Source organism: Aeromonas sp. FDAARGOS 1406 (assembly GCF_019048565.1).
Lineage (GTDB): Bacteria > Pseudomonadota > Gammaproteobacteria > Enterobacterales > Aeromonadaceae > Aeromonas > Aeromonas caviae.
Window position 1 is genome coordinate 2,604,947 of record NZ_CP077378.1, and the last position, 12,554, is coordinate 2,617,500.

The 12,554-nt window shown below is 59.5% G+C and carries 8 protein-coding genes, 2 rRNA genes and 2 pseudogenes (1 of these 12 cut by a window edge); 8 read left to right on the forward strand and 4 right to left on the reverse strand.

Annotated features, from left to right (window positions below; translation table 11 throughout):
- The first annotated feature begins 32 nt into the window (after positions 1-32).
- The 4 genes and pseudogenes from slmA to I6L36_RS12235 all read left to right on the forward strand — a co-directional run bounded on the left by slmA (position 33) and on the right by I6L36_RS12235 (position 2,182).
- Positions 33-629: a nucleoid occlusion factor SlmA gene (slmA, locus tag I6L36_RS12220; protein ID WP_005307475.1), complete on the forward strand. Its 597-nt coding sequence runs from the start codon at positions 33-35 to the stop codon at positions 627-629.
- A 138-nt stretch (positions 630-767) separates the two neighbouring features.
- A pseudogene (locus I6L36_RS12225) lies at positions 768-851 on the forward strand (nucleoid occlusion factor SlmA); the annotation flags it as partial.
- Between the two features lie 126 nt (positions 852-977).
- Positions 978-1,061, forward strand: a pseudogene (locus tag I6L36_RS12230) (nucleoid occlusion factor SlmA); the annotation flags it as partial.
- 284 nt (positions 1,062-1,345) lie between these two features.
- The gene (locus I6L36_RS12235) at positions 1,346-2,182 is read left to right on the forward strand and encodes a mechanosensitive ion channel domain-containing protein (protein WP_039040993.1); all 837 of its coding nucleotides are present in this window, start codon (positions 1,346-1,348) and stop codon (positions 2,180-2,182) included.
- 115 nt (positions 2,183-2,297) lie between these two features.
- Here I6L36_RS12235 and I6L36_RS12240 read toward each other — a convergent pair whose 3' ends face one another.
- Positions 2,298-2,486, reverse strand: a complete 189-nt coding sequence (locus I6L36_RS12240) for a hypothetical protein (protein ID WP_053288183.1) — start codon at positions 2,484-2,486, stop codon at positions 2,298-2,300.
- 421 nt (positions 2,487-2,907) lie between these two features.
- On the opposite strand from I6L36_RS12240, the gene pgi reads away from it, so the two are divergent.
- A complete protein-coding gene (pgi, locus tag I6L36_RS12245; RefSeq protein ID WP_053287980.1) occupies positions 2,908-4,557 on the forward strand; it encodes a glucose-6-phosphate isomerase in 1,650 nt (549 codons plus the stop codon).
- A 163-nt stretch (positions 4,558-4,720) separates the two neighbouring features.
- Here the strand turns inward: pgi and ilvC are convergent, their stop codons facing one another.
- Positions 4,721-6,202: a ketol-acid reductoisomerase gene (gene ilvC / locus I6L36_RS12250; protein WP_039041087.1), complete on the reverse strand. Its 1,482-nt coding sequence runs from the start codon at positions 6,200-6,202 to the stop codon at positions 4,721-4,723.
- 193 nt (positions 6,203-6,395) lie between these two features.
- Here ilvC and ilvY point away from each other — a divergent pair, with 193 nt between their 5' ends.
- The 3 genes from ilvY (at position 6,396) to I6L36_RS12265 (ending at position 10,252) form a co-directional block, all read left to right on the forward strand.
- Positions 6,396-7,289 (forward strand): HTH-type transcriptional activator IlvY, encoded by an 894-nt coding sequence (gene ilvY / locus I6L36_RS12255; RefSeq protein WP_048209637.1) that lies wholly within the window; start codon positions 6,396-6,398, stop codon positions 7,287-7,289.
- 107 nt (positions 7,290-7,396) lie between these two features.
- Entirely contained in the window at positions 7,397-7,588 is a 192-nt protein-coding gene (locus tag I6L36_RS12260) for a hypothetical protein (protein ID WP_010676124.1), read from the forward strand.
- 90 nt (positions 7,589-7,678) lie between these two features.
- Positions 7,679-10,252, forward strand: a complete 2,574-nt coding sequence (locus I6L36_RS12265) for a bifunctional acetate--CoA ligase family protein/GNAT family N-acetyltransferase (protein ID WP_053287979.1) — start codon at positions 7,679-7,681, stop codon at positions 10,250-10,252.
- 101 nt (positions 10,253-10,353) lie between these two features.
- On the opposite strand, the gene rrf is transcribed toward I6L36_RS12265, so the two are convergent.
- Both rrf and I6L36_RS12275 read right to left on the reverse strand, forming a co-directional pair.
- Positions 10,354-10,468 (reverse strand): 5S ribosomal RNA (gene rrf / locus I6L36_RS12270).
- A gap of 84 nt (positions 10,469-10,552) precedes the next feature.
- Positions 10,553-12,554, reverse strand: a 23S ribosomal RNA gene (locus tag I6L36_RS12275); it runs 888 nt beyond the window's last position.

Consider the following 12,554-nt stretch of genomic DNA (forward strand, 5'->3'; position numbering starts at 1 on the left):
AGAATCAAGCCATTGTTTTTTTAGGGGAATCCATGGCAAGCAGTAACCAGAAACAGAGTCGGCGCGATCAGATCCTGCAGGCACTCGCCCACATGCTGGAAACCAGCCCGGGCCAGCGCATCACCACGGCACGCCTCGCGGCCGAGGTGGGCGTGTCCGAGGCGGCCCTCTACCGGCATTTTCCCAGCAAGGCGAGGATGTTCGAGGGGCTGATCGACTTTATCGAGGATTCCCTGCTGTCACGGGTCAACCTGATCATGGCCGAAGAGAAGGACACCATGTCCCGCTGCCATCACATACTGCAGCTGCTGCTGGTGTTCGCCGAGCGCAACCCCGGCATCACCCGCATTCTCAATGGCGATGCCCTGCTGGGCGAACACGATCGGCTGCGTGATCGCATCAGCATCCTGTTCGACAAGCTGGAGACCCAGATCAAGCAGGTACTGCGCGAGAAACGGCTGCGGGAAGGCCAGGGCTTCCAGCTCGACGAGACCATGCTGGCCAACCTGCTGCTGGCCTATACCGAGGGCCGCATCAGCCAGTTCGTCCGCTCGGAGTTCAAAATCAAGCCCACCGCCGGGTTTGAAGATCAGTGGCAGTTTATCCGCAGCCAGCTGCTGCAAAGCTGAGCCAGCAGACCGCATCAACCAATGCACGTCCGCTCCGAGTTCAAAATCAAACCCACTGCCGGGTTTGAAGATCAGTGGCAGTTCATCCGCAGCCAGCTGCTGCAAAGCTGAGCCAGCAGACCGCATCAACCAATGCACGTCCGCTCGGAGTTCACAATCAAGCCCACTGCCGGCTTTGAAGATCAGTGGCAGTTTATCCGCAGCCAGCTGCTGCAAAGCTGAGCCAGCAGACCGCATCAACCAATGCACGTCTGCTCCGAGCTCACAATCAAACCCACCGCCGGGTTTGAAGATCAGTGGCAGTTCATCCGCAGCCAGCAGCTGCAAAGACCGCATCCACCAATGCACGTCCGCTCCGAGTTCAAAATCAAGCCCACTGCCGGCTTTGAAGATCAGTGGCAGTTCATCCGCAGCCAGCTGCTGCAAAGCTGAGCCAGCAGACCGCATCAACCAATGCACGTCTGCTCCGAGCTCAAAATCAAACCCACTGCCGGGTTTGAAGATCAGTGGCAGTTTATCCGCAGCCAGCTGCTGCAAAGCTGAGTGCGTACATTCGATGCGCTCCTGCGCCAGCAGGGTTGTGACAAAACGGGAGGCCTTGGCCTCCCTTGCTTTTTGTGGCACAAAAGAAGAGACAAGCACCAGATGCGACCCAGCTTGTCGCGCTCAAGTGTTACATTCATCTGCCATAAATCTTCACACCAACAGGACATCCTATGGAACCCGAGATCATTACCGAAGCACAGACCTGGCTGACCAACAACCAGGGACTGATCATCGAGTATGCGGTCAACATCGCCGCCGCCCTGATCACCCTGCTGGTCGGTTACATTGCAGCCAACCTTCTCAGCGGTGGCGTGGTCAAGGTGATGCAGACCCGCAAGCTGGACACCACCGTTACCCACTTCGTCGGCAGCATCCTCAAATACACCATCCTGGTGTTCGTGGTGATCGCCGCCCTGGGCCGGGTCGGGGTGCAGACCGCCTCCTTCGTCGCCATTATCGGTGCCGCCGGTCTGGCCATCGGTCTGGCGCTGCAGGGCTCTCTCTCCAACTTTGCCGCCGGTTTCCTGCTCATCATCTTCCGCCCCATCAAGGCAGGGGAATTTATCGAGGTGGCAGGCACCAATGGCGTGGTGCAATCGGTCCAGCTCTTCACCACCACCCTCACCTCGGGTGACAACAAGATGGTGGTAGTGCCCAACTCCGCCATCCTCAACGGCACCATCGTCAACTACTCGCGCATGGATACCCGCCGCGTCGACATGACCTTCGGCATCGGCTACGGCTCGGATCTCCGCAAGGCCAAACAGATCCTGGAGCGGCTGGTGAGCGAAGAGCCCCGCATCCTGAAGGAGCCGGCAGCCACCATTGCCGTTGCCGCGCTGGCCGACTCCTCAGTCAACATCGTGGTGCGTCCCTGGGTCAAGACCGGTGATTACTGGGGTGTCTGGTTCGACTTCCACGAGAAGGTGAAGCTCACCTTCGACGCCGAGGGCATTGAGATCCCCTTCCCCCAGCGTGTGGTTCACATGCAGAAGACGGCGGATTGATCCTCGGTGTACGTTCTCCAGTGCCAGCCTTCGGGCTGGCACTGTCGTTTCTGCCTTCTGTGACATGAAAAAACCGGCCACAGGCCGGTCTTGCGCACCAGATAGCACCGCGTTCTCACCCCAGCCGGCGTGCAACCCGGTTGAGCAGGGGCTGCATCAGCACATAGCCCCCCAGCACGGCTCCGATCACCACCATCACGCGGATCTCCAGCGTCGGCGCCGCATTGGCCAGCGTCAGGGTCAGCAAGCCGATGAGGCCGGTGGCGATCAGGCTCAGGGCAAACAGGGATAACAGGGCTTTCATCTCGATCTCCTCATTCCACACCATTGATTCCATACCTTGGCCATCCCTGGGAGATCTCGTCCATTCGGCTCATATGGTAGCCAGCGTCTGTTGCCCGCCATTTGCGTCTGCTCAAAAAACCGTCCGATGAGCGTCTGTTGAATACCCTTTTATCTGTCACGCCAGCTTTCCAGAGCCACGGCCGTGCTCCCCTTGAAATGAAAGCCTTTTCAACCCGAACAAGCATGCGCGAACGCAAGATCCCGGGGTACTGGGTGACTCATAATCGCACTGTTTTGGTTGTACACTCCCTCGTTGCAGACAATTGGTAATGCTCTGTTACACGGGGCGCACGGAGTGCCCGGTATAATGCTCGCATAATAAGGTTTGGCGGGAGCCTTGCCTGCAAGGTTCAAACACAACTTGGAAGACTGATAATCCTATGAAAAATATCAATCCAACCCGGACCCAGGCCTGGCAGGCACTGGAAGCCCATTTTGCAGCCAACAAGGAGATGCGTCTCAAGGATCTGTTCGCACAGGATCCCAAGCGTTTTGACAAGTTCTCCCTCACCTTCGGTGGCGACATCCTGGTCGACTACTCCAAGAACCTGATCACCGAAGAGACCCTCAAGCTGCTGGTGAACCTGGCTGGCGAGACCGATCTGCGCAGCGCCATCGACGCCATGTTCAACGGCGACAAGATCAACATGACCGAAGGACGCGCCGTACTGCACACCGCCCTGCGCAACCGCTCCGACCGTCCCATCGAGGTTGACGGCAAGGACGTGATGCCGGAAGTGAACGCCGTACTGGCCAAGATGAAGGGCTTCTGCGAGAAGGTCATCGGTGGCGAGTGGAAGGGCTATACCGGCAAGGCCATCCAGCACGTGGTCAACATCGGCATTGGTGGCTCCGATCTGGGCCCCGTCATGATCACCGAGGCCCTGCGCCCCTACAAGAATCACCTGGAGATGCACTTCGTCTCCAACGTCGACGGCACCCACATCGCCGAGACGCTCAAGAAGATCGATCCGGAAACCACCCTGTTCCTGGTGGCCTCAAAGACCTTCACCACCCAGGAGACCATGACCAACGCCCTGACCGCCCGCGACTGGTTCCTCGGTCACGCCGGTGACAAGGCTCACGTGGCCAAGCACTTCGCCGCCCTGTCTACCAACGGCAAGGCCGTGGCCGAGTTCGGCATCGACACCGACAACATGTTCGAGTTCTGGGACTGGGTCGGCGGCCGTTACTCCTCCTGGTCCGCCATCGGCATGCCCATCGCCCTCTCCCTCGGCTTCGAGCACTTCGAGGCCCTGCTGCAAGGCGCCTTCGAGATGGACATGCACTTCGCCACTGCCGCCTATGAGCAGAACGTGCCCGTACTGCTGGCCCTGATCGGCCTGTGGTACAACAACTTCCATGGTGCCGAGTCCGAAGCCATCCTGCCGTACGATCAGTACATGCATCGCTTCCCTGCCTACTTCCAGCAAGGCAACATGGAGTCCAACGGCAAGTACGTGGATCGCGACGGCAATCCGGTTGACTACCAGACCGGTCCCATCATCTGGGGTGAGCCGGGCACCAACGGCCAGCACGCCTTCTACCAGCTGATCCATCAGGGCACCAAGCTGATCCCCTGCGACTTCCTGGCGCCGGCCATCAGCCATAACCCCATCGGTGACCACCATCCGAAGCTCCTGGCCAACTTCTTCGCCCAGACCGAAGCCCTGGCCTTCGGCAAGAGCAAGGAAGCGGTGGAGGCCGAGTTCCTGGCCGCCGGCAAGACGCTGGAGCAAGTCAAGGATCTGGTGCCGTTCAAGGTGTTCGAAGGCAACCGCCCGACCAACTCCATCCTGTTCAAGCAGCTGACCCCGAAAACCCTCGGCTCCCTGATCGCCATGTACGAGCACAAGATCTTCGTACAGGGCGCAATCTGGAACATCTTCTCCTTCGACCAGTGGGGTGTGGAGCTGGGCAAACAGCTGGCCAACAAGATCCTGCCGGAGCTGGGCACCGATGAGGCCGTCACCAGCCACGACGGCTCCACCAACGGCCTGATCAACACCTGGAAAGCCTGGAAGGTCTGATTGCTCCCGCCCTCCAGAATGCAAAAGCCCCGCTCGATGAGCGGGGCTTTTTTATAGGCTTCAATCTGTCTGTTTGCATCATCCGGACGACAGGCCAGGTGTCTAAGCCAGCCAGTAACGGGGATCGTCATCCCCGCCCCTTCCGATGCCGCTCAGCGAAGGCTTAACCGCCGACGGCAATACGCTTCATGTCCTTCATGTAACCACGCAGGGTCTGGCCGATCTTCTCGATCGGGTGGTTGCGGGTCGCTTCGTTGGCAGCCAGCAAGGCCAGGTTGTCCACCGCCTTGCTCTCGGCACGGGCACTGCCCAGGTCCCCTGCTTGCAGAGTCGGCATGAAGTGCTCGCGCAGCAGCGGCACGGCGGCGTTGGCGAACAGGTAGTTGCCGTACTCCGCGGTATCGGAGATGACCACGTTCATTTCGTACAGACGCTTGCGGGCGACGGTGTTGGCGATCAGCGGCAACTCGTGCAGAGACTCGTAGTAGGCGGACTCTTCATAGATGCCGGAGGCCACCATGGTTTCGAACGCCAGCTCGACACCCGCCTTGACCATGGCCACCATGACCACGCCATTGTCGAAGTACTCCTGCTCGGCGATCTTGCCGGCATAGGCAGGGGCATTCTCGAAGGCGGACTTGCCGGTCTCTTCGCGCCAGCCGAACAGCTTGGCATCGTCTTCGGCCCAGTCAGCCATCATGCCGCGGGAGAACTCGCCGGCGATGATGTCATCCATGTGCTTCTCGAACAGCGGACGCATCAGGGTGCGCAGTTGCTCGGAGAGCTCGAAGGCACGCAGCTTGGCCGGGTTGGAGAGACGGTCCATCATCAAGCTGATGCCGCCCTGCTTCAGGGCCTCGGTGATGGTCTCCCAGCCGAACTGGATCAGCTTGCCGGCATAGGCCGGGTCGGTGCCCTCGGCAACCAGCTTGTCGTAGCAGAGCAGGGAACCGGCCTGCAGCATGCCGCACAGAATGGTCTGCTCGCCCATCAGGTCGGATTTCACTTCCGCGACGAAGGAAGATTCCAGCACGCCGGCACGGTCGCCACCGGTAGCAGAGGCCCACGCCTTGGCGATGGCCATGCCCTCACCCTGGGGATCGTTCTCCGGGTGGACGGCGATCAGGGTCGGTACGCCGAAGCCGCGCTTGTACTCTTCACGCACTTCGGTACCCGGGCACTTGGGCGCCACCATCACGACGGTGATGTCGGAACGGATCTGCTGACCCTCTTCCACCACGTTGAAGCCGTGGGAGTAGCCCAGAGCGGCGCCCTGCTTCATCAGCGGCATCACGGTTTTGACGACGTCGGAGTGCTGCTTGTCCGGAGTCAGGTTCAGCACCAGATCGGCGGTCGGGATCAGCTCTTCATAGGTACCGACCACGAAGCCGTTGTCGGTGGCCTTCTGCCAGGAGGCGCGCTTCTCGGTGATGGCGGCCTTGCGCAGGGCGTAGGAGATGTCCAGCCCGGAGTCGCGCATGTTCAGACCCTGGTTCAGGCCCTGGGCGCCACAGCCCACAATCACCACCTTCTTGCCCTTCAGCACGTTGCAGCCGTCCGCGAACTCTTCGCGCTGCATGAAACGACACTTGCCCAGCTGGGCCAACTGCTGACGCAGGTTCAAGGTGTTGAAATAGTTAGCCATGGTGATTGCTCCGTTCGATTGATTCCATGCCGGATAGCGGCGTTGTCGAAACCACTATAGCGCGGGACACTTATTGCCTGAACTGATATATTCGAAACAGTACGTTGCAGGAATTGAAATGTGATTTCCCGCAATCTCCCGCCGCCGAGCCATCGTGCTACAGGGCGCCTGACAACGCCGCAGGAATAAAAAGATGGACCTTCGCAATCTCGAACTGTTTCTCCACCTCGCCGACTCCCTCCACTTCGGCAAAAGCGCCGATGCCATGGCGGTCAGCCCCTCCACCCTGAGCCGCGCCATCCAGCGACTGGAGCAGGAGACCGGCTGCGTGCTGTTCGAGCGGGACAACCGCTCGGTGCGGCTCACCCCTGCTGGTGACAAGCTGCGGGAGTTTGGCGGTGCCTTGCTGCAGGAGTGGCGCCAACTCAAACAGGAGCTCAAGCGCAGCGACGAGCCGCTGCAAGGGCGGTTGCGGGTCTTCTGTTCGGTCACCGCCAGCTACTTTCTGTTGCCCGAAGTACTGGAGCGCTTTCGCCGCCGTTATCCCCAGCTGGAGATCAAGCTGGAGACCGGCGACCCGGCACTGGCAGTGGACAAGATCCTGGCTGACGAAGCCGATCTCGCCATCGCAGCGAGGCCGGATGCGCTCTCGTCCAAGCTGGAATTCGCCAGCCTGCAACAAGTCCCTCTGGTGTTCATCGCCCCCCGCAATGCCCCCCAGCAGGGTCAGTGGTTCCCCCTGGGTGAACCTGACTGGGAGCGCCTGCCGCTGATCCTCTCCGAACAGGGGCTGGCCCGAAAGCGCTGTGATCAATGGTTTCGCAACAAGGGGATAGCTCCCAACATCTATGCAGAAGTGGCGGGCAACGAGGGCATCGTCGCCATGGTGGCCCTCGGCTTCGGTGTGGGTGTCGTGCCTGCCGCCGTCATCGATCACAGCCCCATGGGGGACAAGGTGCGTGTGGTCGAGCCCAAACCGGCGCTCAAGGCGTTCGACGTCGGCATCGCCGTGCTCAAGAAGCGGCTGGAAGAGCCGCTGATCCGCGCCTTCTGGGACACCGCACGCGGCCAGGGAGGCCTTCGCTGATCCGGCAGGCGTCAGAGCCACAGTGAGTGTCAAATGTATCAGTATGAAAGTGGGGGAGAAGAGGGGACACTGGCCGGCACCATCCAGCCACCATCAAGGAATAGAGCGTGAGCCAGCATCTTGTCGAAATCCGCAGTGCCATCCTGTTCGCAGAATATCTGCAAAGCCTCGGGGTCCAGCGCCATGAACTCGATCGGGAGCAGGAGATCTATCTCCAGGACAGGCACCTCGCCACGGTGCAATGCATTCAGGGGGAGCTGCGCTTTTATCTGCGCGCCAGCGCACTGGCCAGATCGTGATCCGCAATCGGTCACAGTACCCGCACGCAAAGCGTATTAGACTGGCACCATCCGTCCCCCTCGCCCCGGGGGCCACCACGAGGAGTGCCCATGAAACAAAGCGGCCTGGATCGGCTCTTCAAACCTCACTCGATCGCCGTCATCGGCGCCTCCAGTGATCCGCAGAAAGCAGGCCATGTGGTCATCCGGCACCTGCTGGCGGGTCAGTTCCAGGGCCCTATACTACCCGTAGCCCCCCGCAGCCAGGCCATCGCTGGCGTGCTCGCCTATCCGGACATAGAGAGCCTTCCCCTCTCCCCCGATCTCGCCATCGTCTGTACCCGGCGCGAACGGGTACTGCCGCTCATCGAGGAGCTCGGCAAGAAAGGAACCGGAGCCGCCATCATACTGGCCGCCCAGTTCTCCACTGACGAGCGCCTGCGGCTCAAGCATCTGTGCCAGCAATACGGCATCCGGCTGCTCGGCCCCAACAGCATGGGCATGCTGCTCCCCGGGCAGGGTATCAACGCCAGCTTTTCCCCCATTGCAGCGACTCCGGGACAGGTGGCGTTTCTCTCCCAGTCGGCAGCGGTCAGCACCACCATCCTGGATTGGGCCAAGCAGCGCGAAATCGGCTTCTCGGCCTTCATCTCCCTGGGCGATCATTGCGACATCGACTTTGGCCAACTGCTGGATCAGCTCTCCCGGGACGGGACGACCCGCGCCATCCTGATCTACATGGACAAGCTGCACGATGCCAGGCACTTTCTCTCCGCCGCCCGTGCCGCCTCGCGCAACAAACCCATCCTGATCCTCAAGAGCGGTCGGCACGACCCGGCCAACGGTCTCGACAATGTCTATGATGCCGCCATCCGCCGGGCTGGCATGCTGCGCGTCCGGGATACCCACGAACTGTTTGCCACTGTCGAGACCCTGAGCCACTCCCTGACCCTCAAGGGGGAGCGGCTCGCCATCCTCTCCAACGGGCGCGGCCTCGCCAACATGGCCGCAGACGTACTGCTGTCTCGGGGAGGCAAGCTGGCGATGCCACCCCTCGACATCGGCAGCGATGCAGATATCGAGGCCTACAAGAGTGCACTCGAGACGCTGCTCCAAGGGGACGGTGCCGATGCCATCCTGCTGATCCATGCACCGTCCCTCACCGCCCGAGGCGTCACCCTCGCCAGCAGCCTGATCGACTTCATCAAGCAGCATCCCAGGGCCAGACGATTCAACATCCTGACCAACTGGGCAGGCGAATACTCCGCCCAGGAGGGGAGACGCCTGTTCAACGAGGCGGGCATCCCGACCTATCGCACCCCGGAAAGCGCCGTCACGGCCTTCATGCACATGGTGGAATATCGCCGCAACCAGAAGCAGTTGATGGAAACCCCGGCCTCCCTGCAGGGCGACAGGCTCGATGTCGAGCGCTGCCAGCAGCTCCTTGGGCAAGCGCTGGACCGCCAGCAGCGGGTACTGGATACCCATCTGGCCCACCCCATCTTGCAGGCAGCCGGGCTATCCACCCTCGCGACCTGGATCGTTTCCGATGCCATCGAGGCCGCACTGACTGCAGAACAGATTGGCTACCCCGTAGCGGTGAAGCTGCGATCTCCCGACATCGCCCACAAATCCGATGTACACGGTGTCATGCTGAACCTGCGCACCTCGGCGGAAGTCGCCCAAGCGGCGGATGCCATTCTGGACAGGGTACGTCAGCACGACCCTGGCGCCCGCATAGAAGGGCTTCTAGTACAACGCATGGCACGCCGCAGCGGGGGTCTGGAGCTGCGGATCCGTTTGCAGCAGGATCCGGTTTTCGGTCCCGTCATCCTGCTCGGGGAGTCGGGTGTCGAGCCCCGCGAGATGGTCGCGGCCCTTCCTCCCCTCAACCAGGCACTGGCTCGCTACCAGATCATTGGTGCCTTCAAGGATGGCAAGATCCGCGAGCAGGCCAGTCCAGTACGGCTCGATATCGACGCCCTCGGCCAGGTGCTGTGCCAGCTCTCCGAGCTGCTGCTGGCCTTCCCCGAGATACAAGAACTGGATCTGCACCCGCTGCAGGCCTGTGGTGAAGAGATGGTGATCCTGGATGCCCGGCTCGTCCTGGCAGAGCGAGGACAACAAGTGCTGCCACTGGCCATTCGCCCCTATCCCACCGAGCTGGAAGAGGGTGCCTGGCTGAAAGATCAGAGTCATGTACTGCTGCGCCCCATCCGCCCCGAAGACGAGCCGGCCCACAAGCAGTTCGTGCGGCAGGTGTCTGATGAAGACAGGTACAAACGCTTTTTCGCCGACGTGGGGGAGCTGGGGCATGAGGAGCTGGCCCGCATGACCCAGATCGATTATGACCGGGAAATGGCCTTCGTCGCCGTGGGTCAGGACGGCCCTTTCAGCCAGCAGATCCTGGGAGTGGTGCGAGCCATTGCCAGCCCGGATCAATCGGATGCGGAGTTTGCCATCCTGGTCCGCTCAGACTTGAAAGGGCTCGGACTCGGCAAGTTGATGATGGAAAAGATCGTGCGCTACGCCAGAGAGCGTGGCATAGGCCAGCTCTCTGGCATGACCATGCCCAGCAATCGCGGCATGATCAATCTGGCCAAACGGCTCGGTTTCAAGATCGATATTCAGCTGGAAGACGGGATAGTCAACATGGAGCTTCCCTGCGCTGATCAGGTTGTATAACGATGCAATCGTGGTGGTAAATCAACCAGATATGGATGGATAACGTGAATTTCAGGCAATAAAAAACCCCGCTCAGATGAGCGGGGTTTCTCGTGTTGGGTGCCTGGCAGTGTCCTACTCTCGCATGGCGAATGCCACACTACCATCGGCGCTACAGCGTTTCACTTCTGAGTTCGGCATGGGGTCAGGTGGTTCCACTGCGCTATTGCCGCCAGGCAAAAATCTTCAATCTGAAAAAGCTGATTTAGTTATTCGTTCTCGGTATCTGCTACAAGTCTCAGAACACTTCTTGGGTGTTGTATGGTTAAGCCTCACGGGTAATTAGTATGGGTTAGCTCAACGTATCGCTACGCTTACACACCCCACCTATCAACGTTGTGGTCTCCAACGGCCCTTTAGGACCCTCAAGGGGTCAGGGATGACTCATCTCAGGGCTCGCTTCCCGCTTAGATGCTTTCAGCGGTTATCGATTCCGAACTTAGCTACCGGGCAGTGCCACTGGCGTGACAACCCGAACACCAGAGGTTCGTTCACTCCGGTCCTCTCGTACTAGGAGCAACTCCCTTCAATCATCCAACGCCCACGGCAGATAGGGACCGAACTGTCTCACGACGTTCTGAACCCAGCTCGCGTACCACTTTAAATGGCGAACAGCCATACCCTTGGGACCGACTTCAGCCCCAGGATGTGATGAGCCGACATCGAGGTGCCAAACACCGCCGTCGATATGAACTCTTGGGCGGTATCAGCCTGTTATCCCCGGAGTACCTTTTATCCGTTGAGCGATGGCCCTTCCATTCAGAACCACCGGATCACTATGACCTACTTTCGTACCTGCTCGACCTGTCCGTCTCGCAGTTAAGCTGGCTTATGCCATTGCACTAACCTCCTGATGTCCGACCAGGATTAGCCAACCTTCGTGCTCCTCCGTTACTCTTTGGGAGGAGACCGCCCCAGTCAAACTACCCACCAGGCACTGTCCGCGAGCCCGATTCAGGGCCCTGCGTTAGAACATCAAACATACAAGGGTGGTATTTCAAGGACGGCTCCAGCGCAACTGGCGTCACGCCTTCAAAGCCTCCCACCTATCCTACACATGTAGGTTCAATGTTCAGTGCCAAGCTGTAGTAAAGGTTCACGGGGTCTTTCCGTCTAGCCGCGGGTACACCGCATCTTCACGGCGAATTCGATTTCACTGAGTCTCGGGTGGAGACAGCATGGCCATGGTTACACCATTCGTGCAGGTCGGAACTTACCCGACAAGGAATTTCGCTACCTTAGGACCGTTATAGTTACGGCCGCCGTTTACCGGGGCTTCGATCAAGAGCTTCGCTTGCGCTAACCCCATCAATTAACCTTCCGGCACCGGGCAGGTGTCACACCCTATACGTCCACTTTCGTGTTTGCAGAGTGCTGTGTTTTTGATAAACAGTCCCAGCCATCTGGTCACTGCGACTCCCGACAGCTCCATCCGCAAGGGACTTCACCATCAAGAGCGAACCTTCTCCCGAAGTTACGGTTCTATTTTGCCTAGTTCCTTCACCCGAGTTCTCTCAAGCGCCTTGGTATTCTCTACCCGACCACCTGTGTCGGTTTGGGGTACGATGACTTGTAATCTGAAGCTTAGAGGCTTTTCCTGGAAGCAGGGCATCAATGGCTTCCGCACCGTAGTGCGTTCGTCTCGTGTCTCAGTGTTGTGTCTCCGGATTTGCCTAGAAACACCACCTACGCACTTTCACCAGGACAACCGTCGCCTGGCCCACCTAGCCTTCTCCGTCCCCCCATCGCAATTACAAGTCGTGCAGGAATATTAACCTGCTTCCCATCGATTACGCCTTTCGGCCTCACCTTAGGGGTCGACTCACCCTGCCCCGATTAACGTTGGACAGGAACCCTTGGTCTTCCGGCGAGGAGGCTTTTCACCCCCTTTATCGTTACTTACGTCAGCATTCGCACTTCTGATATCTCCAGCATACCTCTCGATACACCTTCGCAGACTTACAGAACGCTCCCCTACCACTCACACATAAGTGTGAATCCGCGGCTTCGGTGCCTGGTTTGAGCCCCGTTACATCTTCCGCGCAGGCCGACTCGACTAGTGAGCTATTACGCTTTCTTTAAATGATGGCTGCTTCTAAGCCAACATCCTAGCTGTCTGAGCCTTCCCACATCGTTTCCCACTTAACCAGAACTTTGGGACCTTAGCCGGCGGTCTGGGTTGTTTCCCTCTTCACGACGGACGTTAGCACCCGCCGTGTGTCTCCCGGATAGTACTTACTGGTATTCGGAGTTTGCATGGGGT

What these genes read in the sequence shown, in the direction of transcription:
- slmA (WP_005307475.1), top strand. Translation starts at nt 33, where the DNA reads ATGGCAAGCAGTAACCAGAAACAGAGTCGGCGCGATCAGATCCTGCAG.
- I6L36_RS12235 (WP_039040993.1), top strand. Translation starts at nt 1,346, where the DNA reads ATGGAACCCGAGATCATTACCGAAGCACAGACCTGGCTGACCAACAAC.
- I6L36_RS12240 (WP_053288183.1), bottom strand. Translation starts at nt 2,486, where the DNA reads ATGAAAGCCCTGTTATCCCTGTTTGCCCTGAGCCTGATCGCCACCGGC.
- pgi (WP_053287980.1), top strand. Translation starts at nt 2,908, where the DNA reads ATGAAAAATATCAATCCAACCCGGACCCAGGCCTGGCAGGCACTGGAA.
- ilvC (WP_039041087.1), bottom strand. Translation starts at nt 6,202, where the DNA reads ATGGCTAACTATTTCAACACCTTGAACCTGCGTCAGCAGTTGGCCCAG.
- ilvY (WP_048209637.1), top strand. Translation starts at nt 6,396, where the DNA reads ATGGACCTTCGCAATCTCGAACTGTTTCTCCACCTCGCCGACTCCCTC.
- I6L36_RS12265 (WP_053287979.1), top strand. Translation starts at nt 7,679, where the DNA reads ATGAAACAAAGCGGCCTGGATCGGCTCTTCAAACCTCACTCGATCGCC.